Source organism: Salmonella sp. 32020114201800008SM, assembly GCF_017572025.1.
In the GTDB taxonomy this organism is placed as follows: domain Bacteria; phylum Pseudomonadota; class Gammaproteobacteria; order Enterobacterales; family Enterobacteriaceae; genus Salmonella; species Salmonella enterica.
In genome coordinates, this window is record NZ_JAGEQM010000001.1 from 678,206 (window position 1) to 702,528 (window position 24,323).

At 52.9% G+C, this 24,323-nt stretch carries 29 protein-coding genes and 1 other annotated feature; of the genes, 19 read left to right on the plus strand and 10 right to left on the minus strand.

What is annotated here, in order from left to right; translation table 11 throughout:
• The first annotated feature begins 143 nt into the window (after nt 1–143).
• Entirely contained in the window at nt 144–905 is a 762-nt protein-coding gene (locus J4613_RS03395) for a YciK family oxidoreductase (protein WP_000559310.1), read from the plus strand.
• Nucleotides 902–1,492: a cob(I)yrinic acid a,c-diamide adenosyltransferase gene (gene cobO, locus J4613_RS03400; protein WP_001278865.1), complete on the plus strand. Its 591-nt coding sequence runs from the start codon at nt 902–904 to the stop codon at nt 1,490–1,492. Before J4613_RS03395 ends, cobO begins: the two co-directional genes overlap by 4 nt.
• 86 nt (nt 1,493–1,578) lie before the next feature.
• On the opposite strand, the gene rluB is transcribed toward cobO, so the two are convergent.
• From rluB to rnm, 3 genes are all read right to left on the minus strand, one after another.
• The gene (rluB, locus tag J4613_RS03405) at nt 1,579–2,454 is read right to left on the minus strand and encodes a 23S rRNA pseudouridine(2605) synthase RluB (RefSeq protein WP_001291233.1); all 876 of its coding nucleotides are present in this window, start codon (nt 2,452–2,454) and stop codon (nt 1,579–1,581) included.
• Between the two features lie 100 nt (nt 2,455–2,554).
• Nucleotides 2,555–3,175 carry an L-threonylcarbamoyladenylate synthase gene (locus tag J4613_RS03410; RefSeq protein ID WP_000077250.1) on the minus strand — a complete coding sequence of 207 codons (621 nt, stop codon included), beginning with the start codon at nt 3,173–3,175 and terminating at the stop codon, nt 2,555–2,557.
• A 7-nt stretch (nt 3,176–3,182) separates the two neighbouring features.
• Nucleotides 3,183–4,064: an RNase AM gene (gene rnm, locus J4613_RS03415; RefSeq protein ID WP_111742336.1), complete on the minus strand. Its 882-nt coding sequence runs from the start codon at nt 4,062–4,064 to the stop codon at nt 3,183–3,185.
• A gap of 121 nt (nt 4,065–4,185) precedes the next feature.
• On the opposite strand from rnm, the gene trpL reads away from it, so the two are divergent.
• The 10 genes from trpL to J4613_RS03465 all read left to right on the plus strand — a co-directional run bounded on the left by trpL (nt 4,186) and on the right by J4613_RS03465 (nt 13,586).
• A complete protein-coding gene (gene trpL / locus J4613_RS03420) occupies nt 4,186–4,230 on the plus strand; it encodes a trp operon leader peptide (RefSeq protein WP_010989026.1) in 45 nt (14 codons plus the stop codon).
• Nucleotides 4,207–4,302: a sequence feature (Trp leader region), on the plus strand. It overlaps the preceding gene by 24 nt.
• A gap of 22 nt (nt 4,303–4,324) precedes the next feature.
• Nucleotides 4,325–5,887, plus strand: coding sequence for an anthranilate synthase component 1 (locus tag J4613_RS03425; protein WP_001194386.1), 1,563 nt, complete (start codon nt 4,325–4,327; stop codon nt 5,885–5,887).
• Nucleotides 5,887–7,482, plus strand: coding sequence for a bifunctional anthranilate synthase glutamate amidotransferase component TrpG/anthranilate phosphoribosyltransferase TrpD (gene trpD, locus J4613_RS03430; RefSeq protein WP_000763492.1), 1,596 nt, complete (start codon nt 5,887–5,889; stop codon nt 7,480–7,482). The genes J4613_RS03425 and trpD overlap by 1 nt, the downstream gene beginning before the upstream one ends.
• Nucleotides 7,483–7,485: 3 nt before the next feature.
• Nucleotides 7,486–8,844, plus strand: a complete 1,359-nt coding sequence (gene trpCF / locus J4613_RS03435) for a bifunctional indole-3-glycerol-phosphate synthase TrpC/phosphoribosylanthranilate isomerase TrpF (protein ID WP_111742335.1) — start codon at nt 7,486–7,488, stop codon at nt 8,842–8,844.
• A 9-nt stretch (nt 8,845–8,853) separates the two neighbouring features.
• On the plus strand, nt 8,854–10,047 hold the full coding sequence (gene trpB, locus J4613_RS03440; RefSeq protein ID WP_000209485.1) for a tryptophan synthase subunit beta: 1,194 nt from the start codon (nt 8,854–8,856) through the stop codon (nt 10,045–10,047).
• Complete coding sequence (gene trpA, locus J4613_RS03445; protein WP_058145069.1) at nt 10,047–10,853, plus strand: tryptophan synthase subunit alpha; 807 nt, start codon at nt 10,047–10,049, stop codon at nt 10,851–10,853. Before trpB ends, trpA begins: the two co-directional genes overlap by 1 nt.
• A gap of 479 nt (nt 10,854–11,332) precedes the next feature.
• The gene (locus J4613_RS03450) at nt 11,333–11,515 is read left to right on the plus strand and encodes a general stress protein (protein ID WP_000807657.1); all 183 of its coding nucleotides are present in this window, start codon (nt 11,333–11,335) and stop codon (nt 11,513–11,515) included.
• Nucleotides 11,516–11,604: 89 nt separating this feature from the next.
• Nucleotides 11,605–12,108: a ferritin-like domain-containing protein gene (locus tag J4613_RS03455; RefSeq protein WP_001022826.1), complete on the plus strand. Its 504-nt coding sequence runs from the start codon at nt 11,605–11,607 to the stop codon at nt 12,106–12,108.
• A 73-nt stretch (nt 12,109–12,181) separates the two neighbouring features.
• A complete protein-coding gene (locus tag J4613_RS03460) occupies nt 12,182–12,688 on the plus strand; it encodes a ferritin-like domain-containing protein (protein WP_001109977.1) in 507 nt (168 codons plus the stop codon).
• A gap of 19 nt (nt 12,689–12,707) precedes the next feature.
• On the plus strand, nt 12,708–13,586 hold the full coding sequence (locus J4613_RS03465) for a manganese catalase family protein (RefSeq protein WP_000488346.1): 879 nt from the start codon (nt 12,708–12,710) through the stop codon (nt 13,584–13,586).
• 81 nt (nt 13,587–13,667) lie between these two features.
• Here J4613_RS03465 and ompW read toward each other — a convergent pair whose 3' ends face one another.
• The gene (ompW, locus tag J4613_RS03470) at nt 13,668–14,306 is read right to left on the minus strand and encodes an outer membrane protein OmpW (protein WP_000714799.1); all 639 of its coding nucleotides are present in this window, start codon (nt 14,304–14,306) and stop codon (nt 13,668–13,670) included.
• 337 nt (nt 14,307–14,643) lie between these two features.
• Between ompW and J4613_RS03475 the strand changes: the two genes are divergently transcribed.
• From J4613_RS03475 to yciA, 4 genes are all read left to right on the plus strand, one after another.
• The gene (locus J4613_RS03475) at nt 14,644–15,048 is read left to right on the plus strand and encodes a YkgJ family cysteine cluster protein (protein ID WP_000114955.1); all 405 of its coding nucleotides are present in this window, start codon (nt 14,644–14,646) and stop codon (nt 15,046–15,048) included.
• A gap of 25 nt (nt 15,049–15,073) precedes the next feature.
• Nucleotides 15,074–15,817, plus strand: a complete 744-nt coding sequence (locus tag J4613_RS03480) for a YciC family protein (RefSeq protein WP_000028507.1) — start codon at nt 15,074–15,076, stop codon at nt 15,815–15,817.
• Nucleotides 15,818–15,873: 56 nt separating this feature from the next.
• Nucleotides 15,874–16,413: a septation protein A gene (locus J4613_RS03485; RefSeq protein ID WP_000808682.1), complete on the plus strand. Its 540-nt coding sequence runs from the start codon at nt 15,874–15,876 to the stop codon at nt 16,411–16,413.
• A gap of 160 nt (nt 16,414–16,573) precedes the next feature.
• The gene (yciA, locus tag J4613_RS03490) at nt 16,574–16,975 is read left to right on the plus strand and encodes an acyl-CoA thioester hydrolase YciA (RefSeq protein WP_000210317.1); all 402 of its coding nucleotides are present in this window, start codon (nt 16,574–16,576) and stop codon (nt 16,973–16,975) included.
• 59 nt (nt 16,976–17,034) lie between these two features.
• On the opposite strand, the gene tonB is transcribed toward yciA, so the two are convergent.
• Entirely contained in the window at nt 17,035–17,757 is a 723-nt protein-coding gene (tonB, locus tag J4613_RS03495; protein WP_001517937.1) for a TonB system transport protein TonB, read from the minus strand.
• Between the two features lie 223 nt (nt 17,758–17,980).
• On the opposite strand from tonB, the gene J4613_RS03500 reads away from it, so the two are divergent.
• Nucleotides 17,981–18,277, plus strand: a complete 297-nt coding sequence (locus J4613_RS03500) for a YciI family protein (protein ID WP_000967605.1) — start codon at nt 17,981–17,983, stop codon at nt 18,275–18,277.
• Nucleotides 18,278–18,320: 43 nt separating this feature from the next.
• Here J4613_RS03500 and J4613_RS03505 read toward each other — a convergent pair whose 3' ends face one another.
• Nucleotides 18,321–18,494 carry a YciY family protein gene (locus J4613_RS03505; RefSeq protein ID WP_001531561.1) on the minus strand — a complete coding sequence of 58 codons (174 nt, stop codon included), beginning with the start codon at nt 18,492–18,494 and terminating at the stop codon, nt 18,321–18,323.
• Nucleotides 18,495–18,636: 142 nt separating this feature from the next.
• On the opposite strand from J4613_RS03505, the gene cls reads away from it, so the two are divergent.
• Complete coding sequence (gene cls, locus J4613_RS03510; protein ID WP_000206886.1) at nt 18,637–20,097, plus strand: cardiolipin synthase; 1,461 nt, start codon at nt 18,637–18,639, stop codon at nt 20,095–20,097.
• Between the two features lie 33 nt (nt 20,098–20,130).
• Nucleotides 20,131–20,460: an HI1450 family dsDNA-mimic protein gene (locus J4613_RS03515; protein WP_000425070.1), complete on the plus strand. Its 330-nt coding sequence runs from the start codon at nt 20,131–20,133 to the stop codon at nt 20,458–20,460.
• A gap of 47 nt (nt 20,461–20,507) precedes the next feature.
• Here J4613_RS03515 and J4613_RS03520 read toward each other — a convergent pair whose 3' ends face one another.
• The 4 genes from J4613_RS03520 to oppC are packed head-to-tail and all read right to left on the minus strand — an operon-like array spanning nt 20,508 to nt 24,320.
• Nucleotides 20,508–21,344 (minus strand): ion transporter, encoded by an 837-nt coding sequence (locus J4613_RS03520; protein ID WP_000059074.1) that lies wholly within the window; start codon nt 21,342–21,344, stop codon nt 20,508–20,510.
• 47 nt (nt 21,345–21,391) lie between these two features.
• Nucleotides 21,392–22,396 (minus strand): murein tripeptide/oligopeptide ABC transporter ATP-binding protein OppF, encoded by a 1,005-nt coding sequence (gene oppF, locus J4613_RS03525; protein WP_000994698.1) that lies wholly within the window; start codon nt 22,394–22,396, stop codon nt 21,392–21,394.
• On the minus strand, nt 22,393–23,400 hold the full coding sequence (locus tag J4613_RS03530) for an ABC transporter ATP-binding protein (protein ID WP_111742334.1): 1,008 nt from the start codon (nt 23,398–23,400) through the stop codon (nt 22,393–22,395). The genes oppF and J4613_RS03530 overlap by 4 nt, the downstream gene beginning before the upstream one ends.
• Before the next feature lie 11 nt (nt 23,401–23,411).
• Nucleotides 23,412–24,320: an oligopeptide ABC transporter permease OppC gene (gene oppC / locus J4613_RS03535; protein WP_000979653.1), complete on the minus strand. Its 909-nt coding sequence runs from the start codon at nt 24,318–24,320 to the stop codon at nt 23,412–23,414.
• Nucleotides 24,321–24,323: the final 3 nt, after the last annotated feature.

Consider the following 24,323-nt stretch of genomic DNA (forward strand, 5'->3'; position numbering starts at 1 on the left):
AAAGTATGACAAGACGTTCATTTTACGGCGTTATCGCCCCTGTCTGATTGAAAAAAAAGGCGCTTTCAGGCATAAACCCGAAAAGTTAACGCGAAGATAAGACAACCTGGCAGGACGGTGCACCACGCCGTTGAGGAGTAGCCATGCATTACCAACCGAAACAAGATCTATTGCAAAACCGCATTATTCTGGTCACTGGCGCCAGCGATGGCATTGGGCGGGAAGCCGCGCTCACGTATGCGCGTTATGGCGCAACGGTGATTCTGCTGGGACGCAACGAAGAGAAACTGCGTCGGGTCGCGCAGCACATTGCTGACGAACAACATGTTCAACCACAGTGGTTTACGCTCGATCTGCTGACCTGCACCGCTGAAGAGTGCCGGCAAGTGGCCGACCGCATCGCCGCGCACTATCCCCGCCTGGATGGCGTCCTGCACAATGCCGGGTTACTGGGGGAAATCGGCCCAATGAGCGAACAAGATCCGCAGATCTGGCAGGATGTCATGCAGGTAAACGTTAACGCCACCTTTATGCTCACCCAGGCGCTGTTACCGTTATTGCTGAAGTCCGATGCCGGCTCGCTGGTCTTTACGTCATCAAGCGTTGGCCGTCAGGGACGCGCCAACTGGGGCGCCTATGCCACCTCGAAGTTTGCTACTGAAGGAATGATGCAGGTGCTGGCGGACGAATACCAGAACCGTTCTCTGCGTGTTAACTGCATTAACCCGGGCGGCACGCGCACCAGTATGCGCGCCAGCGCCTTTCCAACGGAAGATCCACAGAAATTAAAAACGCCTGCCGATATTATGCCGCTTTACCTGTGGCTTATGGGCGACGACAGTCGCCGTAAAACCGGTATGACCTTTGACGCCCAACCGGGCCGTAAACCAGGAATCGCCCAATGAGTGATGAACGTTATCAGCAGCGCCAGCAAAAGGTAAAAGATCGGGTTGACGCCCGTGTCGCCCAGGCACAGGAAGAGCGCGGTATTATTATCGTGTTTACTGGCAATGGTAAGGGCAAAACCACAGCGGCTTTCGGGACTGCCGCCCGCGCCGTAGGACACGGTAAAAGCGTAGGCGTGGTGCAATTTATTAAGGGCACCTGGCCCAACGGCGAGCGTAATCTGCTGGAACCGCATGGCGTCGAATTTCAGGTGATGGCAACGGGATTTACCTGGGAGACGCAAAATCGCGAGGCAGACACCGCAGCATGTATGGCCGTTTGGCAGCATGGGAAACGGATGCTGGCCGATCCGCTGCTTGATATGGTGGTACTGGATGAGCTGACCTATATGGTGGCGTATGACTATTTGCCGCTGGAAGAGGTCATAAGCGCGCTAAACGCGCGCCCTGGTCACCAGACGGTGATTATTACAGGTCGCGGCTGTCACCGGGATATTCTTGATCTTGCGGATACCGTCAGCGAACTGCGTCCGGTTAAACATGCTTTCGACGCGGGCGTAAAAGCCCAGATGGGAATTGATTATTAACCGTAGGCCGGATTAAGGCGTTTGCGCCGCCATCCGGCACAAACCCTCTTATCTGATGATTCTCGGCCTATAAACCACGGTAGAGATTACCCGTTGTTATTACGCCCACCGGAGCGGCGTCCGCCAGCTATCTGGCTGTGGCGTTTTACCGCCCGACGGATTTGGTTCGCTTTCATACGACGACGGTCTTTTTCGACGGCAACCTTCGACGAGGTTTCCGGCGGGAGCTCTACCAGACCACGCAGATAGTTCGTTTGCGCGAGGTCGAGCTCAGTCCAGCCACCGCGCGGCAGGCCTTTCGGCAGCGGGATATCGCCGTAACGAACGCGGATCAAACGGCTGACCTGAACGCCTACCGCTTCCCACAGTCGGCGAACTTCGCGGTTGCGCCCTTCCGTCAGCGTCACGTTATACCACTGGTTAATGCCTTCGCCGCCGCTGAATTTAATGGTCTTAAATGCCGCCGGACCATCTTCCAACTGTACGCCACGGCTTAAATCACGCAGTTTCGATTCATCCACCTGACCGAACACGCGCACGGCATATTCACGTTCAACTTCACGACTAGGGTGCATCAGGCGGTTCGCCAGTTCACCGTCGGTGGTAAACAACAATAGCCCGCAGGTGTTGACATCCAGACGTCCTACCGCAATCCACCGCGCGCCGCGCAGTTTCGGTAAGCGATCAAAAACGGTTGGCCGCCCTTCAGGGTCATTGCGGGTACACAGTTCACCTTCTGGTTTGTAATAGGCCAGAACGCGGCAAATTTGTTCCGCCGACTCTTTCACCGAAATCAGGTGACCGTCAATACGGATTTTCAAACCGGGAGTGACTTCAACACGATCGCCAAGCGTGGCGATTTTACCGTCAACGCTGACACGTCCCGCTTCAATAATGGATTCGATTTCACGGCGAGAGCCGTGGCCAGCGCGCGCCAGCACTTTTTGTAACTTTTCGCTCATAGAGCTTCCTTCAGGTGTCGCCTTCACAGGCGTCGAACAGGAGAATGAACGGCGCGTTGCCGCGCCATTTTAAGGCCGCGTAGTATACAGGCTTACGCCCTTATAAGAAAGGTGTAACGTCGCCGACGCCTTCGCGCAGCACCACCGGGGAGTCATTGGTCAAATCGATTACCGTGGTAGGCTGTTGGCCGAGGTAACCGCCGTGGATGATCAGATCCACCTGCTTCTCCAGCCGATCTTTAATCTCCTCCGGGTCCGACTCGGTAAAATCGCTGCCAGGCAGCATCAACGACGTCGAGAGCATCGGTTCGCCCAGCGTATCCAACAACGCCAGCGCAATCGGGTTTGACGGTACGCGCAGGCCGATAGTTTTACGCTTTTCCTGCAACAGACGGCGCGGCACCTCTTTTGTCCCCTTCAGGATAAAGGTGTAGTTACCCGGCGTATTGTTTTTCATCAGACGAAACGCCACGTTGTCGACGTAGGAGTAGGTCGACAACTCGGACAAATCGCGGCACATCAGCGTGAAGTTGTGGCCGTCCGGCAGATGACGGATGCGGCAAATGCGCTCCATTGCGCCTTTGTCTTCAATTTTACAACCAAGGGCATAGCCGGAATCGGTTGGATAAACAATAACACCGCCTTTACGCACAATGTCGACGGCCTGATTAATCAGCCGTTGCTGTGGGTTATCCGGATGGATATAAAAAAACTGGCTCATACTTCCCTCACTGTGATATTTGCGGCTGTTCCCATGTCTGCCATACGCCTTCAACGCCAGCGGGCAGCCAGAGTTTACGCCCCAATTCAATCCACGGGCAGGGCTGATGGAAATCAGATCCAAGCGATGCCCATAAATGATGCTGGCGCGCAAGCGTCGCCAATTGGGTGCGTTCATTGGGCGATTGTTGGCACTGTGCCACTTCCATCGCGTCGCCGTGATGGTCGGCAAAATGCGCCACTAATCTTTTCAGCCACTTAGCGCTAAGGTCGTAGCGTCCCGGATGGGCCAACACCGCCTTACCGCCAGAATGATGAATGACATCAATAGCTTGTTCTATTGTACACCACTGCGGCGGAACGTAACCGGTTTTCCCACGCGCGAGATATTTTTTAAAAACATCCGCCATGGTCGTGGCTTTGCCGCACTCCACCAGAAAGCGGGCGAAGTGGCCGCGCGTCACCGCGCCGCCATTGGCCAGTCTCAATGCCCCTTCCCACGCGCCGGGAATATGGGCTTTTTCCAGACGCTCCGCAATGAGCCGACCACGCGCCTGACGCCGCTGTGTCTGCTGCGCCAGAAAATCGCGCATTGCCGGGTGCGCAATATCAATATTCAGACCCACAATGTGAATCTCATGATTCTCCCAGACCGTTGAAATCTCCACGCCGGGAATAAGATTCAGGGCCAGCCCGCAACGTGAAATTTCTTCTCTTGCCGCAGGAATCGCGGCTGTGGTGTCATGATCGGTAATCGCCAGCGTGCCGACTCGCATCTCTACCGCACGGTGTACTAATGTTTCTGGCGTCAACAGTCCATCGGACGCCGTGGTATGACTGTGCAGATCGTAAATCACTGCGTAATTCGTGTCGCTCAAGGCGGCTCCCATAGAGATAAAGGTATGTCATGTACATCATAACGGTTCCGGCAAATATACTGAAATAGGTGTTGACATTATTCCATCGAACTAGTTAACTAGTACGAAAGTTCACATGAAGAGGGTATCTAAAATGGCAGCGACATTTGCATTACACGGTTGGTGGCGCACTTCCTGATAGCGGGCGGTGTATGAACAGCTGTAATCAGCCAAACGATACCCGGCCCGCCTGTTAAGCGGGCTTTTTTTTGAACAAAATAATGAGAATAACCATGCAAACACCAAAACCCACGCTCGAACTATTGACCTGCGATGCCGCCTACCGGGAAAACCCAACGGCGCTTTTTCATCAGGTCTGCGGCGATCGCCCGGCAACGCTGCTGCTGGAATCCGCGGATATCGACAGTAAAGACGATTTAAAAAGCCTGCTGCTGGTAGATAGCGCGCTGCGCATTACCGCTTTAGGTGACACTGTCACTATTCAGGCGTTATCTGATAATGGCGCCTCGTTATTGCCGCTACTGGATACCGCCCTGCCCGCTGGCGTGGAGAACGAAGTCCTGCCTGCCGGTCGCGTTCTACGCTTCCCGCCCGTCAGCCCATTATTAGATGAAGACGCCCGTTTATGCTCTCTGTCGGTATTTGATGCGTTCCGCCTGTTACAGGGGGTGGTGAACATACCGACGCAAGAGCGGGAGGCTATGTTTTTCGGCGGTCTGTTTGCCTACGACCTGGTCGCTGGCTTTGAAGCGCTGCCACACCTTGAGGCTGGCAATAACTGCCCGGACTACTGCTTTTATTTAGCGGAAACGCTGATGGTGATAGATCATCAGAAAAAAAGCACCCGTATTCAGGCCAGTCTGTTCACCGCCAGCGACCGGGAAAAACAGCGCCTCAACGCCCGCCTGGCGTACCTTAGCCAACAGTTAACCCAGCCTGCGCCGCCGTTGCCGGTGACGCCGGTGCCGGACATGCGCTGTGAATGCAATCAGAGCGATGACGCGTTCGGCGCGGTGGTACGCCAGTTGCAAAAAGCCATCCGCGCGGGCGAGATATTTCAGGTGGTGCCGTCGCGCCGCTTTTCACTGCCCTGCCCGTCGCCGTTGGCTGCCTACTACGTGCTGAAAAAGAGCAACCCCAGCCCGTATATGTTCTTTATGCAGGATAATGATTTCACGCTTTTCGGCGCGTCGCCGGAAAGCTCGCTGAAATATGACGCCGCCAGCCGTCAGATTGAGATTTACCCCATCGCGGGTACCCGTCCACGCGGTCGCCGCGCCGATGGTACGCTGGACAGAGATCTCGACAGCCGTATTGAGCTGGACATGCGTACCGACCATAAAGAGCTTTCCGAACATCTGATGCTGGTCGATCTGGCGCGCAATGACCTGGCGCGCATCTGTACGCCGGGCAGTCGCTACGTTGCCGATCTGACCAAAGTTGACCGCTATTCGTACGTGATGCATCTGGTTTCCCGGGTAGTGGGCGAACTGCGTCACGATCTCGACGCGCTGCACGCCTATCGCGCCTGCATGAACATGGGCACCCTGAGCGGCGCGCCGAAAGTACGCGCCATGCAGTTGATTGCCGATGCGGAAGGACAGCGCCGCGGCAGCTATGGCGGCGCGGTCGGTTACTTCACCGCCCACGGCGATCTGGACACCTGTATTGTTATCCGCTCCGCGCTGGTGGAGAACGGTATCGCCACCGTACAGGCGGGCGCCGGAATCGTGCTGGACTCTGTTCCGCAGTCTGAAGCCGATGAAACCCGTAATAAAGCGCGCGCCGTATTGCGTGCTATCGCCACCGCGCATCATGCACAGGAGACCTTCTGATGGCTGATATTCTGCTGCTCGATAACATCGACTCGTTTACCTGGAACCTGGCAGATCAGCTACGGACCAACGGTCATAACGTGGTGATTTACCGTAACCATATTCCGGCGCAGACGCTTATCGATCGCCTGGCGACAATGAAAAATCCGGTGCTAATGCTCTCCCCCGGTCCGGGCGTTCCCAGCGAGGCAGGCTGTATGCCGGAGCTGTTGACTCGACTACGCGGCAAGTTACCGATCATCGGCATTTGTCTGGGGCATCAGGCGATTGTCGAAGCTTACGGCGGTTATGTCGGTCAGGCGGGAGAAATCCTGCATGGCAAAGCCTCCAGCATTGAACATGACGGTCAGGCGATGTTCGCCGGTCTGGCGAATCCGCTACCGGTCGCGCGTTATCATTCGCTGGTCGGCAGTAATGTTCCTGCCGGGCTAACCATTAACGCCCATTTCAACGGCATGGTGATGGCGGTACGTCATGATGCGGATCGCGTTTGCGGTTTTCAATTTCATCCTGAGTCCATCCTGACGACACAGGGCGCGCGTCTACTGGAGCAAACATTAGCCTGGGCGCAGCAAAAGCTGGAGCCGACCAACACCCTACAGCCGATTCTGGAGAAACTCTATCAGGCGCAAACACTGACGCAACAAGAGAGCCATCAGTTGTTTTCGGCGGTCGTCCGCGGCGAACTTAAGCCTGAACAGCTCGCCGCCGCGCTGGTGAGCATGAAAATTCGCGGCGAGCATCCCAATGAAATTGCCGGCGCCGCCACTGCGTTGCTGGAAAATGCCGCCCCGTTCCCGCGCCCGGAGTATCTGTTTGCGGATATCGTTGGTACCGGCGGCGATGGCAGCAACAGTATCAATATCTCTACCGCCAGCGCCTTTGTCGCAGCGGCCTGTGGACTGAAAGTGGCGAAACACGGCAACCGTAGCGTGTCCAGCAAATCGGGGTCATCCGATCTGCTGGCGGCGTTCGGTATTAATCTGGATATGAACGCCGATAAATCACGTCAGGCGTTAGATGAACTGGGCGTCTGTTTCCTGTTCGCGCCGAAATATCACACCGGATTCCGTCACGCGATGCCGGTTCGCCAACAGTTAAAAACGCGAACCCTGTTCAACGTACTCGGCCCGCTGATCAACCCGGCGCATCCGCCGCTGGCATTGATTGGCGTCTATAGCCCGGAACTGGTGCTGCCGATTGCGGAAACCTTACGGGTACTGGGCTATCAGCGCGCGGCGGTGGTACATAGCGGCGGCATGGATGAGGTTTCGCTCCATGCGCCGACGATTGTCGCGGAGCTGCATGACGGCGAAATTAAAAGCTATCAACTGACGGCGGAGGATTTTGGCCTGACGCCTTACCATCAGGATCAGTTGGCTGGCGGCACGCCGGAAGAAAACCGTGACATTCTGACGCGGTTATTACAAGGTAAAGGCGATGCCGCGCATGAGGCCGCCGTCGCCGCCAACGTGGCGATGCTGATGCGTCTGCATGGTCAGGAAGATCTCAAAGCCAACGCGCAAACCGTGCTTGATGTTCTGCGCAACGGCACCGCATATGACAGAGTCACCGCACTGGCGGCAAGAGGGTAAATAATGCAAACCGTTTTAGCGAAAATCGTCGCAGACAAGGCGATTTGGGTAGAAGCCCGCAAACAGCAACAGCCGCTGACCAGTTTTCAAAATGAGATCCAGCCAAGTACACGCCATTTTTATGATGCGCTCCAGGGCGCGCGTACCGCCTTTATTCTGGAGTGTAAGAAAGCATCGCCATCAAAAGGCGTGATTCGCGATGATTTCGATCCGGCGCGTATTGCCAGTATTTATCAACATTACGCCTCGGCAATCTCGGTGCTAACCGACGAAAAATATTTTCAGGGGAGCTTCGATTTTCTGCCGATCGTTAGCCAAAGCGCGCCGCAGCCGATTCTGTGTAAGGATTTTATTATCGATCCCTATCAGATCTACCTTGCCCGTTACTATCAGGCCGATGCCTGTTTACTGATGCTCTCGGTTCTGGATGACGAACAGTATCGCCAACTCTCCGCCGTCGCGCACAGTCTGAAAATGGGCGTGCTCACGGAGGTCAGTAATGACGAAGAACGGGAGCGCGCGATAGCGTTAGGCGCAAAAGTGGTAGGTATCAACAATCGCGATCTGCGCGATCTGTCGATTGATTTGAATCGCACCCGCCAGCTGGCGCCAAAACTGGGCCACGGCGTGACTGTCGTCAGCGAGTCCGGGATTAACACCTATGGTCAGGTACGCGAACTGAGCCACTTCGCCAACGGTTTTTTAATTGGCTCGGCGTTAATGGCGCATGACGATCTTAACGCCGCCGTCCGTCGCGTGCTGCTTGGCGAAAATAAAGTCTGCGGCCTGACCCGCGCCCAGGACGCTAAAGCGGCCTGTGACGCTGGTGCAATATATGGCGGGTTGATTTTTGTGCCCTCATCTCCGCGCGCGGTTAGCGTTGAGCAGGCGCGAGAAGTGATAAGCGGCGCGCCATTGCAGTATGTCGGCGTTTTCAAGAACGCTGATATCGCCGATGTTTGCCAGAAAGCCGCCGTCCTGTCGCTTTCTGCCGTACAGCTACATGGCAGCGAAGACCAGGCGTATGTCAACGCGCTGCGCGAGGCGTTGCCGCGCAATGTGCAAATCTGGAAGGCGCTGAGCGTTAGCGATGCCCTTCCCGCACGCGATTATCACCATGTCGATAAATACATTTTCGACAATGGGCAAGGCGGCAGCGGGCAGCGCTTCGACTGGTCACTGCTACAGGGGCAACCGCTGGATAATGTATTACTGGCGGGCGGGCTGGCGGCCGATAACTGCGTCCAGGCGGCGCAAGTCGGCTGTGCCGGTCTCGATTTTAATTCAGGTGTGGAGTCACAGCCGGGCATCAAAGATGCTCGTCTTCTGGCCTCAGTTTTTCAGACACTGCGCGCATATTAAGGAAAAAACATGACAACACTTCTCAACCCCTACTTTGGTGAATTCGGCGGCATGTATGTGCCGCAGATCCTGATGCCTGCGCTGAACCAGCTTGAAGAGGCCTTCGTCAGCGCGCAAAAAGATCCTGAATTTCAGGCGCAATTCGCCGATCTGCTAAAAAACTACGCGGGACGCCCCACCGCGCTGACGAAATGCCAGAACATTACCGCCGGTACGCGTACCACGTTGTATTTAAAGCGCGAAGATTTACTGCACGGCGGCGCGCACAAAACCAATCAGGTACTGGGTCAGGCGCTGCTGGCCAAACGGATGGGTAAAAGCGAGATTATCGCTGAAACCGGCGCCGGTCAGCACGGCGTCGCCTCTGCGCTCGCCAGCGCCCTGCTGGGTCTGAAATGCCGTATCTATATGGGCGCCAAAGACGTTGAGCGCCAGTCGCCGAACGTCTTCCGTATGCGTCTGATGGGCGCTGAGGTCATCCCGGTTCATAGCGGCTCCGCTACGCTAAAAGATGCCTGTAACGAGGCGCTGCGCGACTGGTCCGGTAGTTACGAAACCGCGCACTATATGCTCGGCACGGCGGCAGGACCGCATCCCTATCCCACCATCGTTCGCGAGTTCCAGCGCATGATTGGCGAAGAGACGAAAGCGCAAATCCTCGACAAAGAGGGCCGTCTGCCAGATGCCGTTATCGCTTGCGTCGGTGGCGGCTCAAACGCTATCGGGATGTTTGCGGATTTTATTAATGATACCAGCGTCGGGCTAATAGGCGTTGAACCTGGCGGTCACGGTATTGAAACCGGCGAGCATGGCGCGCCGCTTAAACATGGTCGCGTTGGCATCTATTTCGGGATGAAAGCGCCGATGATGCAAACAGCGGACGGGCAAATTGAAGAGTCCTATTCCATTTCCGCCGGGCTCGATTTCCCATCCGTTGGGCCGCAACATGCGTACCTGAACAGCATCGGACGCGCGGATTATGTCTCCATTACCGATGATGAGGCGCTGGAAGCCTTCAAAACGTTGTGCCGCCATGAGGGAATTATCCCGGCGCTGGAATCCTCCCACGCGTTGGCGCACGCTCTGAAAATGATGCGCGAGCAGCCGGAAAAAGAGCAACTGCTGGTGGTCAATCTCTCTGGCCGCGGAGATAAAGACATCTTTACCGTACACGATATCCTGAAAGCGCGAGGGGAAATCTGATGGAACGCTACGAAAAGTTATTTACACAGCTCAACGATCGCCGGGAAGGCGCTTTTGTCCCCTTCGTGACTCTGGGCGACCCTGGCATTGAACAGTCACTGAAAATTATCGACACACTGATTGACGCTGGCGCCGACGCTCTGGAGCTGGGGGTTCCCTTCTCCGATCCTCTGGCCGATGGCCCTACCATCCAGAATGCGAACTTACGCGCCTTCGCCGCTGGCGTCACGCCGGCTCAGTGTTTTGAAATGCTGGCGCTGATTCGTGAAAAACACCCAACCATTCCGATTGGCCTGCTAATGTACGCGAATCTGGTATTCAATAACGGCATAGATGCGTTCTATGCCCGTTGTGAACAGGTTGGCGTAGATTCCGTGCTGGTCGCAGATGTCCCGGTTGAAGAGTCGGCCCCCTTCCGCCAGGCGGCGTTACGGCATAATATCGCGCCGATCTTCATCTGCCCGCCAAATGCGGATGACGATCTTCTGCGCCAGGTCGCATCTTACGGCCGCGGTTACACCTACCTGCTTTCGCGTTCGGGCGTCACCGGCGCAGAAAACCGTGGCGCATTGCCGTTGCATCATCTCATTGAGAAGCTTAAAGAGTACCATGCCGCGCCTGCGTTACAGGGCTTCGGTATCTCCTCGCCGGAACAGGTGTCTGCGGCCGTGCGTGCCGGGGCGGCTGGCGCTATCTCCGGCTCAGCCATTGTCAAGATTATCGAGAAAAACCTCGCGTCTCCCGAACAGATGTTGGCGGAGCTCAGGTCCTTTGTCTCAGCCATGAAAGCCGCCAGCCGCGCATAACGGGTTAAGCCGTCAGCATAACGCTGGCGGCTTAATGAGTGGCTGGCGCCGAACCAGAATCACGATTCAGACGTACATCATCAATCTTTTTGGTGTTATTCCCCGTCCAGCTTTCAAAAAGTCTGAAGTCAATTTTTGCTAAGAAAACTCCTAATCACGCCGAAAAATTTAGCGTTTTCACGTCAATTTCCCCCGCCTTTATGTAAAGAAATGTCAACAAACAATGCATTAACGTTTCTATGGCTGCAGATAGTGACGCTTGTTATTAATAACAATGCAAAGCATTTTCTGTTAAATCGCTTATTCTAAAAGAAAATATAGAATATATTATCTCTAAACCATTTTTTGTGCGTTATTTACGCGGTAAATCACAACTATTTCCGTCAATTTGACTAATCGGTTTAACCAACTAATTTTAATAGGGTGTCGACACGGTTAAAACCGATTTTTTCAGCAAGCAACGAGACAGGAGAAATAATATGGCCGAACATCGTGGTGGTTCAGGAAATTTCGCCGAGAATCGTGAAAAAGCATCTGAAGCGGGCCGCAAAGGCGGTCAGCATAGCGGCGGGAATTTCAAAAACGATCCGCAACGAGCTTCTGAAGCCGGTAAAAAAGGTGGTCAGAATAGTCACGGCGGACGTAAATCCGATAATTCCTGATTTACTGTAATGTAAATACAACACATGCTTTTATCAAGCAATCTGCGAGTCTTCTGGCTCGCAGTATTTTGCCCAGGAGAATTAGATTTATGAATATCAAAACCGTTGAAGACCTTTTTATCCATCTACTTTCAGATACCTATAGTGCAGAAAAACAATTAACCAAGGCTCTTTCTAAACTAGCCAGAGCCACGTCCAATGAAAAATTAAGCCAGGCCTTTCAATCTCATCTTGAAGAAACCCAGGGTCAGATTGAACGTATTGATCAGATCGTCGAATCTGAATCTGGCATTAAACTGAAAAGAATGAAATGCGTCGCTATGGAAGGGCTGATCGAAGAAGCCAATGAAGTCATCGAAAGTACGGAGAAAAACGAAGTACGCGATGCAGCGCTTATCGCCGCGGCGCAAAAAGTCGAGCATTACGAAATCGCCAGCTACGGCACGCTAGCCACCCTGGCCGAGCAGCTCGGCTATAGCAAGGCATTAAAACTGCTCAAAGAAACCCTCGACGAGGAAAAACAAACTGATTTAAAACTTACCGATTTAGCAGTCAGCAATGTTAATAAAAGTGCTGAACGCAAATCGAAATAATATTTTTAATTATCAGCTTGCATGATTCCGATTTTATTATCGGAGCAGATTATCACGCATTGAGGAATGTAAAATGAATTATACTGAACATTATCATGACTGGCTTCGTGACGCCCATGCCATGGAAAAACAGGCAGAATCGATGCTTGAATCTATGGCCAGCCGTATTGAAAATTATCCTGATATAAAAGCCAGAATTGAACAACATATTAGTGAAACCAAACATCAAATTACCATGCTCGAAGAAGTATTGGACCGTAATGGCATTTCCCGTTCGGTGTTGAAAGACTCCATGAGTAAAATGGCAGCAATGGGGCAATCTATCGGTGGCATGTTCCCTTCCGATGAAATTGTCAAAGGCTCAATTAGCGGTTATGTTTTCGAGCAGTTCGAAATTGCTTGTTATACCTCCCTGCTGGCGGCGGCAAAAAAAGCTGGCGACACTGCCTCAATTCCGACGATTGAAGCCATTCTGAAAGAAGAAATGCAAATGGCTGACTGGCTGATCAAACATATTCCGCAGACAACGGAACAATTTTTACTGCGATCTGAAGCAGATGGCGTTGAAGCCAAAAAATAAATAATAAGCAGGAGGCAATATGTTTCGACACGTAAAACAACTTCAATATACTGTGCGAGTGAGCGAACCTAATCCTGGATTAGCGAACCTGCTGCTGGAACAGTTTGGCGGCCCGCAGGGCGAACTGGCGGCCGCCTGCCGCTACTTCACGCAAGGTTTAAGCGATGATGATGCCGGTCGTAGAGAGATGTTAATGGACATCGCCACCGAGGAGCTGAGTCATCTGGAAATTATCGGCTCACTGGTAGGAATGCTTAATAAAGGCGCTAAAGGCGAGCTGGCGGAAGGCATCGAAAGCGAAGCGGAACTTTATCGCTCGTTGACGCAGAATGGTAATGACAGCCATATCACCTCTCTGCTGTATGGCGGCGGCCCTGCGTTGACGAACTCCGGCGGCGTACCGTGGACTGCGGCTTATATTGATACTATCGGCGAAGTCACAGCCGATCTACGCTCAAACATCGCGGCAGAGGCGCGAGCGAAGATTATTTATGAACGCCTGATTAACCTGACCGACGATCCTGGCGTAAAAGACACGCTCAGTTTCTTAATGACCCGTGAAGTCGCGCACCAGCTCTCTTTTGAAAAGGCGCTGTATTCGATTCGTAACAACTTCCCGCCGGGTAAATTACCGCCGGTAGAACAGTATACCGACGTGTACTACAACATGTCGCAAGGCGACGATCCGCGAGGTAGCTGGAATAGCGATGAGAACTTCAACTATGTCGCAGAACCGATGCCTGCTGTTGATGGCGGCGATGGCCTGGCGACAGTGAAATTGCCGCGCGAGCAGATGGCGCTGCTCAAAGCGATGGCAGAAAGAACGAAATCGGACCCCACCGTTGATCCTCTCACTGGCGCAGAACTAGGCTGCGGCGAACCGAAAGAAGACAAGTGAGTTCCGACAAGTAAAATCCGTGTGTCATGTCCTTTTTTGACCCCGCCTGGCGGGGTCTTTTTTCGTCACAACATCACGCGATTAGAAACGATAGCCTGCCGAGAACATAAATACCCATGGGTCCAGACGCACGCTGTCATGATGCTGAACGCCGCCCATTTTATAATTGGCGGTAGTATCAATATCCATGTACCAGACAGAGGCGCCAATTAACCAGTCGCGGTTAATCAGGTAATCTACCCCAACTTGCCCTGCCGCGCCCCAGGAATCCTTAAAGCTCAGATCGGACAGCCCGGCATTTTTACCATTATCGTTAAAGTCGTTATCGAAGAAGGTGGTGTAGTTCACCCCCACGCCGACATAAGGACGCACTTTGCTGCTGGAATCGCCGAAGTACCACTGCGCCATTAACGTTGGCGGTAACAGGTGAACCGTGGCGATATCACCCGTCGCGCCCGTACCCACCTTATGGCGGAACGGCGTGGCCGCCAGCAATTCAACCCCGATATTGTCCGTCGCCATGTAAGTGAATGTCAGGCCGAGTTGCGTGTTATTACTCACATCAAACCCGTTTAAATGCCCCAGCGTACCACCCGCCCCTTCTGTAGGTCTGACGGTTGCCGGACCTGCACGCATAAAGAATTCTCCGGCTTCGTGCGCGAACGCGCTGCCTGAGAGAAGAGTTGTTAACGCCAGTGCCGCCACTGTAAATTTTTTCATACCCGCTCCATCGTTATGGTTATAAAAGCGTGATGAATATACCCACAATGAAGTAATAAGTGATCTAACACAGATCACATTTGTTCTTATAATTTAACATTTATTGATCCAGATTAATTTAGAACTTGTATTGAAAATCCTGGTTATAGGAATTCAGATCAATTTTGACATATTCACGCTATGCAAATATTTGTCTGCTCCTGTTGCCCTGGCGATAAAGGCTGGCTAAGGTAATCAATGTCCCGCAATGGCGCGTGGCGTTAAGATTCGCGAACACTGCGGGACAGATTAATTTCCGTTGTAATCTATTGATACGTGAGTTTTTTGCAGGTGAATCATGAGCGTTCTTAACCCATGCATGACATGCGGTGCCTGTTGTGCCTATTTTCGTGTCTCCTTTTATTGGGCGGAAGGCGACGACGCCAGCGGACGCGTTCCGGCATCATTAACCGAGCCTGTTACTCCTTTTTTACGTTGTATGGCCGGTACCAACCAAAAACAGCCGCACTGTAAAGCGCTAATTGGCACGCCGGGTGAAAACGTCAGTTGCGCTATTTATGAAAACCGCCCTTCAACCTGTCGCGAATTTTCGATATCGGGCGAAGGAGGCGAAGTGAATGAGGCGTGCAATCGCGCCCGCGCGCGATACGGATTACCGCCGCTTTACAAAGATATGCTTTTCCATACAACTGCTGATGCTGCCACTGTAGAGTTATCCAGGGTACAATTGCCCGCAAATTAACACCTGCAAAACTCAAGGAGAGTGCATGTCTATCACGGCGAAGTCCGTTTACCGTGACGCCGGAAATTTTTTCCGAAATCAATTTATTACTATCTTGCTGGTTTCGTTGCTGTGCGCATTTATCACGGTGGTCTTAGGTCATGCCTTTTCACCCAGCGATGCGCAAATCGCGCAACTCAGTGAAGGAGAACATCTGGCAGGCAGCGCTGGCCTGTTTGAGCTGGTACAAAATATGACGCCAGAGCAGCAGCAGATCCTGTTGCGCGCCTCTGCCGCCTCGACGTTTTCCGGGCTTATCGGCAACGCTATTCTGGCCGGCGGTATCATCCTGATGATTCAGTTAGTTTCAGCGGGACATCGGGTTAGCGCGCTGCGCGCTATCGGCGCCAGCGCCCCTGCATTGCCTAAACTGTTTATTCTCATTTTTCTGACTACCCTGTTAGTGCAAATCGGTATAATGCTGATTGTCGTTCCGGGGATTATTATGGCCATTGTGCTGGCGCTTGCGCCAGTGATGTTGGTTGAAGAGAAAATGGGCGTGTTTGCCGCAATGCGCAGCAGTATGCGTTTAGCCTGGGCTAACATGAGACTGGTCGCGCCCGCGGTGATAGGCTGGTTACTGGCTAAAACATTGCTATTGCTGTTCGCGCCCAGCTTCGCTGTACTGACCCCAAATGTAGGCGCTGTACTGGCGAATACGTTGAGCAATCTGATTTCCGCAGTATTGCTTATCTACTTATTCCGCCTGTATATGTTGATTCGCCAATAATCCGCAATGCGCCGTTACGCGGCGCATTCGACGCTCGTTGATGATGGAATCGAAGAATGAAGCAGTTTCTGGATTTTTTACCGCTGGTTGTCTTTTTTGCGTTTTATAAACTTTATGACATCTATGCGGCGACCTCCGCACTGATTGTCGCGACGGCAATCGTGCTGATTTATAGCTGGGTGCGCTATCGGAAAATAGAGAAGATGGCGCTGATTACCTTTGTTCTGGTTGCCGTCTTCGGCGGTCTGACGCTCTTCTTCCATAACGATGAATTTATTAAATGGAAGGTGACGGTTATTTATGCGCTGTTCGCCGGCGCGCTGTTAATAAGCCAGTGGGTGATGAAAAAACCGTTAATCCAACGTATGTTAGGTAAAGAACTGGCGTTGCCGCAGCAGGTCTGGTCAAAGCTGAACCTGGCGTGGGCGCTGTTTTTTATTGCGTGCGGTCTGGCTAACATTTATATCGCCTTCTGGTTGCCGCAAAATATCTGGGTCAACTTTAAGGTCTTTGGACTCACGGCGCTGACGCTCATTTTTACCCTGCTGAGCGGCGTCTATATCTACCGGCATCTGCCACAGGAAGATAAATCATAACCCTCCCGTGACTTATCATCGCCAGACTGCGAACGCCTGGCGATATTTTCTCCGCCTTTACGCCCTGCGCTTTCCCGTCAGTACTTTTATTCCCACTATTCTCCACACAAAATTCATAGTAGCATCGCGGCTGTAATTTTTTCTGATAGTCGGTTTTACAATGACAACAATGGATAATACTCCTCAGGGCGAGCTGGTTTTACGTACATTGGCCATGCCTGCCGATACCAATGCGAACGGCGATATTTTTGGCGGCTGGCTGATGTCGCAAATGGATATTGGCGGCGCGATACTGGCCAAAGAGATCGCGCACGGTCGGGTTGTAACCGTACGCGTGGAAGGAATGACATTTCTGCGTCCCGTCGCGGTTGGCGATGTCGTATGCTGCTACGCGCGCTGCGTTAAACGCGGTACGACGTCTATTAGCATAAATATTGAAGTCTGGGTGAAAAAAGTCGCGTCAGAACCGATTGGGCAGCGCTACAAGGCCACCGAGGCGCTGTTTATTTATGTTGCCGTCGATCCGGACGGTAAACCTCGCCCGCTCCCGGTTCAGGGTTAAGTATACCCGCTTACGCCGCCAGCAGGTGATGGTATATTCCTGGCTGGCGGCGCCAGAGATTACTCAATCTGCGCCGTACCGTTCAGACGGAAGATAATATTGACCACCAGCCCGGAACCCGGCTTGCCTGCTTCATAGCGCCATTTTCGCATCGCATTCTTAACTTCACGCTCAAACATATTGGCTGGCTGCGCGGATAGAATCTGTACATTTTCCACTCGCCCAGCAGAGGTCACATCAAACTTCACCTTTACGCGGCCTTCAATACGTAACGCCTGTGCTCGCGCCGGATACTGCGGCTGGTTACGGCTCAGAGCGCGAGGTCCCGTGGGCACGCTCACCGCCGGCTTGCTGGTCGCCGACGCGGTGCTGCTTGTTGGCCGCGCCGGGGCGCTATTTTCAAACGGTGAGGCAGGACGCGGCGCAGCCGGTTTGACTTCGCGCTTCGGCTGCTCTTCAACCTTTTTCACCGGTTTCGGTTTTGGCTTGGGTTTTGGCTTAGGTTTGGGTTTCTCAATCACCACGGGCGCTTCTTTAGGCGGTTCAGGGATCGGCTCTGGCTCCGGTTCGGGTTCAACCACCGGCTCCGGCGGCGGCTGAACCGCCTGGGGCGGCTCCAGGTCGGCGGGTGAAACCATTGTCACCGTGATAGGCTGCGCTGGCGCAGGCAATTCAATAACCTGATGTACCGAGGTATAGAGCAAACCTGCCACTACAGCACCATGAATGCCTACGGAAAGGAGTGTCGGCCAGGGAAAGCGACGAGGTAAATCAAGGGTCATTGAAGTCATAATCGTTTCAGTTGAAAAACCAGAGCTGAATTTTAAATGCAAATAGCAATCATATTCAATAAGGCATTGCCGATAGCGGCATTTAAAAGATGATATCGCGCAAAAACACCACACAAAATGTGCATGTTTAACAAAGTCGGTATCTTTACATTGCAGTTAAATGCCCTTTCCAATAACGTAATCAGCAACTTTTACCGATTAAGGAGCTCTACCCGTGCTGTATGTTATTTACGCTCAGGACAATGCCAACTCGCTTGAAAAACGCCTCTCGGTACGGCCCGCGCATCTGGCGCGCCTGCAACTTCTGCATGATGAAGGGCGATTATTAACTGCCGGGCCGATGCCCGCAGTGGACAGTAACGATCCTGGGGTAGCCGGATTTACCGGGTCAACGGTCATTGCTGAATTTGAATCTTTAGAAGCAGCGCAATCCTGGGCTGATGCGGATCCCTACGTCGCAGCGGGCGTCTATGCACAGGTTTCGGTCAAACCGTATAAGAAGATCTTTTGAAAAGGATGGCCTGTTGGGCACCGCATACGGTGCCCTTTCTGGCTCACACACCGTGAATCGCAAAGAGTAATGAATTACGCTGACGATTAAAGATGCATTTCCTGATAGTATGGATACGCATATTACGGCGTGATTGCCCTTCAAGCCAACGCGCTTTACGGCGGCTCGCCTGACGTAGCATTCGCCAGCGCCCCACTTCCGTTCTACTACGCTTCATGTTTACGACTCTCACTGTAACAGAAGCGCCATTATACCCCCTCGCCGGATGCAGACCAGCGCTTTTCCCGTGTTTTTATTTGCCATGTGAATCCTGACGCGTAAACTCTTAACAACACGCTTTCTAAAGGATTTTTAAAGTTATGACAACCTTCTACACCGTGGTGAGTTGGCTGGTCATTTTGGGATACTGGGTTCTCATTGCCGGCGTCACATTACGTATTCTAATGAAACGGCGCGCAGTTCCCTCCGCAATGGCCTGGTTGTTAATCATCTATATCCTTCCGCTGGTCGGGATCATCGCCTATTTGTCCGTGGGCGAATTGCATTTAGGCAAACGTCGCGCCGAGCGTGCCCGCGCCATGTGGCCGTCTACCGCCAAATGGTTGAATGACCTCAAAGCCTGCAAACACATTTTCGCGCAAGAAAACAGTAGCGTCGCATCGTCCTTGTTTAAGCTGTGCGAACGACGTCAGGGGATTGCGGGCGTCAAAGGCAACCAGTTGCAATTGCTTACCGACTCCGATGATGTCATGCAGGCGCTTATTCGCGATATCCAACTGGCGCGGCATAATATCGAAATGGTGTTTTACATCTGGCAGCCAGGCGGCATGGCGGATCAGGTCGCTGAATCGTTAATGGCCGCCGCCCGCCGCGGCATCCACTGCCGGCTTATGCTGGATTCCGCGGGTAGCGTCGCTTTCTTCCGCAGTCCCTGGGCGGCCATGATGCGTAACGCTGGCATTGAAGTCGTAGAAGCGCTGAAGGTGAATCTGATGCGCGTCTTTTTACGCCGTATGGATCTTCGCCAGCACCGTAAAATGGTGATGATTGACAATTACATCGCCTATACCGGCAGTATGAATATGGTGGACCCGCGTTTTTTCAAACAGGATGCCGGCGTTGGGCAATGGGTCGATTTGATGGCGCGGATGGAGGGCCCCGTGGCGACAGCAATGGGGATTGTTTACTCCTGCGATTGGGAAATCGAGACGGGTAAACGCATTCTGCCTCCCCCGCCGGATGTGAATATTATGCCGTTTGAGCAGGCCAGCGGGCATACCATTCATACCATTGCTTCCGGTCCTGGTTTTCCGGAAGATCTCATTCACCAGGCACTATTAACCGCCACCTATGCTGCGCGCGAATATTTAATTATGACCACGCCATATTTCGTCCCCAGCGACGATCTGCTGCACGCTATTTGTACCGCTGCGCAGCGCGGCGTGGATGTCAGTATTATCCTGCCTCGCAAAAACGATTCACTGCTCGTCGGCTGGGCCAGTCGCGCCTTTTTTAGTGAGTTACTGGCGGCGGGCGTGAAAATCTATCAGTTCGAAGGCGGGCTGTTACATACTAAAAGCGTGCTGGTCGATGGTGAACTGAGCCTGGTCGGTACCGTGAATCTCGACATGCGTAGCCTGTGGCTTAATTTCGAGATTACGCTGGTCATTGATGATACGGGTTTCGGCGCCGATCTGGCTGCGGTACAGGACGATTATATTTCGCGCTCCCGCCTGTTAGATGCGCGTTTGTGGGTAAAACGTCCGTTATGGCAGCGTATTACCGAGCGATTGTTTTACTTCTTTAGTCCATTGCTGTAAAACGTGACCAACATGAGTAAACAGGTAGTCACTATGGAAATGGATCTGAACAATCGCCTGACTGAAGACGAAACGCTTGAGCAGGCTTACGATATTTTTCTTGAGCTGGCGGCGGATAATCTTGATCCGGCTGATATCATTCTGTTCAATTTGCAATTCGAGGAGCGCGGCGGCGCGGAGTTGTTTGATCCCGCTGAAGACTGGCAAGAGCACGTCGATTTTGACCTGAATCCAGACTTTTTTGCCGAGGTGGTGATTGGCCTGGCGGATACCGAAGACGGCGAAATTAACGACATTTTTGCCCGCGTTCTGCTGTGCCGGGAAAAGGACCACAAGCTGTGCCATATTCTCTGGCGCGAATAAGCGGTTCAGGCCGGATGGCGTCTGATTGCGCCCTCCGGCAAACCTGTTTAATCCGGTAGCTTACTGCCGCATCGGTTACAATATTGCGCGCTATGTTCATGCTGGCTTTGCTGGCACTGCGGACATTTTCGCTGCCAGTGACGTTTTTGAAACGCGCTGCTCATGTGCGTGGTAATCAGTCCTGTAGGAATCGCAATCACCGAATAACCAATCAAAATAAGCACCGACGCGACAATACGTCCCAGCGGCGTATGCGGCGTAATATCACCGTACCCCACGGTTGTGACTGTCACTATCGCCCAATACACCGAGGCATTAAGCGTCGTGAAGCCATATTTCGGTCCTTCAATAAGATACATCAGGGCACCGAAAATAATCATCACGATCGCAATAAATGAATAGAACAGAATAAGCTGATGACGCGCGCTAATAATGGCGCTCCAGAATACGCGCAGGGATGGCATAAAGCGTAGCAGTTTAAGAATACGCAGCACGCGAATCGCTCGCATAGCACGCCAGGCAAACATATAGTTCAGGCTAATTTCCGGCCACAGCCACATGACGTACAGCGGCAAAATCGTCACCAGATCAATAAATCCCCAGAAACTAAAAACGTATTTTGCCGGTTCGGGCCAGCTAAACAGTCTGAGCAAGTATTCACCGGTAAATATCAGGGTAACGCAGAGCTCCAGCCAGACAAAAATATGCCATTCATCAAATGTCAGGTGATATTCCGTTCCTACGCCTGATTCAACAAAAATGACCAGTACGCTAAGCAGCGCAAACAGCGCGCATAACCCTTCAAAACGGCGACCTGAGCGCGTAGTCAAATCGAACAGATTATGATAAAGACGACGGCGAACCGACGACAAAGAAAGTGACACGGTAACCTCACCTAAAAGAAGGGCTGACGAATTGTCAGCCCTTGCGATTATAACGGGTCTACTTTAAGGCAGGAAACGGCATGGCGAAAACTCCCTTCCAACACCGGTCGCGTTTGCGCGCATTCTGGCCCGGCTAGCGGACAGCGTGTACGGAACACGCAGCCGGAAGGCGGGTTAATGGGCGAAGGTAATTCGCCCTCCAGCAATTGTATCTTCTTATTTCGCTCCAGATCGGGATCGGGAATCGGTACCGCCGACATCAGCGCTTTGGTATAAGGATGCAGTGGATTATGGTACACCTCATCATAGGTGCCCAATTCTACCGCATGACCGAGATACATCACCAGGACACGATCGGATATGTGCTTTACGACCGCCAGATCGTGCGCAATAAAAATCAACGACAGCCCCATCTCTCGCTGTAACTGCTGAAGCAAATTCACCACCTGCGCCTGAATAGAAACGTCCAGCGCCGACACCGGCTCATCGCAAATAATGAGCTTAGGTTCCAGGATCAACGCCCGGGCGATACCGATGCGCTGGCACTGTCCCCCGGAAAATTCATGGGGATAACGGTTGATGAGATTCGGCAGCAGCCCCACTTTCAGCATCATGGCTTTCACGCGGTCACGCACGTCCTGGCGCGAAAGCTTAGGATGATAAGTGCGCAGCGGTTCAGCGATAATTTCGCCAATCGTCATTCGCGGGTTGAGTGACGCCAGCGGGTCCTGGAAAATCATCTGGATATCGCTGCGCACCTCGCGCCACTCATCCGCTTTCATGCCCAACAGATCTTTTCCCAGCCAGGCGACTTTACCATCTGTCGCCTTCACCAGACCAATAATGGCGCGCGCAAACGTCGACTTGCCGCAGCCGGATTCGCCCACCACGCCCAGCGTTTCGCCTTCATACAGGCGTAGCGTAACGCCGTCCACCGCTTTCAGGGTTTTCGGCGGTTGCCAGAACCACTGCTTCCCTTCTTTGATATCAAAATGTACTTTCAGATCGGCGATTTCGAGGAGAACTTTACGTTGTTCAATCACAGCATTCATAGCAGTTCCTCCACCGGTTTAAAACAGGCGCGCAAGCGACCAGGACTAAACGCTTCAAGTGGCGGCGCATTATTGCAGATCTCCATCGCATGAGGACAACGCGGCTGGAACGGACACCCTTTAGGCAAACGCAATAAATTGGGAGGATTGCCCGGAATCGTCAGCATTTCCGCCCCCTCGCTATCCAGACGCGGCACCGCATTAAGCAGGCCTATCGAATACGGATGAACGGGCTGATAAAAGACATCGCGCGCCTTACCGTATTCCATGGTACGCCCGGCATACATTACCAGGACCTTATCGCAAATACCCGCGACCACGCCCAGATCGTGGGTAATCATGATAATGGCGGTATTAAATTCGCGCTTTAGCTCATTAAGCAAGGTCATAATCTGCGCCTGCACGGTAACATCAAGCGCGGTGGTAGGCTCATCGGCAATAAGCAGTTTCGGCCTGCACAACAGCGCCATCGCAATCATCACACGTTGACGCATTCCGCCGGAAAATTCGTGCGGGTACATTTTCATCCGTTTGCGCGCTTCCGGCATTTTTACGGCATCCAGCATTCTGACGGACTCTTCAAAAGCTTCCGATTTGCTCATTCCTTTATGCAGCATCAGGACTTCCATTAACTGCTCCCCAACGCGCATATAAGGATTTAGCGAGGTCATCGGGTCCTGAAAAATCATCGAAATCTGTTCTGCGCGCAGCGTATTCAGTTCGCGCTCAGGTAGATTAAGAATTTCACGTCCGTTAAAGGTCGCGGAACCGCCGATTCGACCATTCGTCGCCAGCAGTCCCATTAATGCGAACGCCGTTTGCGATTTCCCCGATCCAGACTCGCCAACAATACCTAACGTTTCTCCAGCGCGAAGCGTAAAGTTCAGATCGTTGACCGCCGTCACATCGCCATCAGGCGTAGCGAACGTAACACGAAGATCGTTTACCTCCAGCAGTACATTCGCCGGTTGCGGCGCCTGAGTTGCGGTTTCTGATAAGCTCATGGCTGTACTCCTTAACGATCTTTCGGGTCGAGGGCATCACGCAGGCCATCGCCAATAAAGTTAAAACAGAATAACGTCACCACGAGAAAGCCAGCCGGAAACAGCAGCAGCCACGGTGAGACTTCCATTGAATTTGCGCCATCGCTCAATAACGCTCCCCAACTGCTTAACGGTTCCTGCGTCCCAAGCCCCAGGAAACTGAGGAAAGACTCAAACAGAATCATGCTGGGCACCAGCAACGATGCATACACTACCACTACGCCCAGGACGTTAGGCACAATATGGCGGATCACAATGCTGGCAGTCGACACACCACCCACCTGCGCGGCTTCGATGAATTCTTTACGTTTAAGACTTAGGGTTTGGCCACGCACGATACGCGCCATATCAAGCCAGGAGACCATGCCGATGGCGACGAAAATCAACAGAATGTTCTGCCCAAAAAACGTCACCAGCAAAATCACAAAGAACATAAACGGGAACGAGTTGAGGATCTCCAACAACCGCATCATCACAGAATCAATTTTGCCGCCCAGATACCCGGACAGCGAGCCATACAGCGTTCCGACAATGACCGCCACCAGCGCGGCGGCAATCCCGACCATCAATGAGATACGCCCGCCGATGGCAACGCGCACCAACAGATCGCGCCCGGAAGAGTCAGTGCCGAAATAGTGGCCGGACGCCATATCCGGCGCGCTGGACATCATGCCCCAGTCGGTATCGAAATAGGTAAATTGCGACAGCATAGGCGCCACTGTCACGAACAGGGCTATCAGAAACAGGACAATAAGACTGGCCACCGCCGCACGGTTATGCATAAAGCGTCGGCGGGCATCTTGCCAAAGGCTGCGACCTTCCACCTCCAGCTTTTCACTGAAATTTTCCAGCGTCTCGCTGTTTTTCTTACTTAACATCATCGC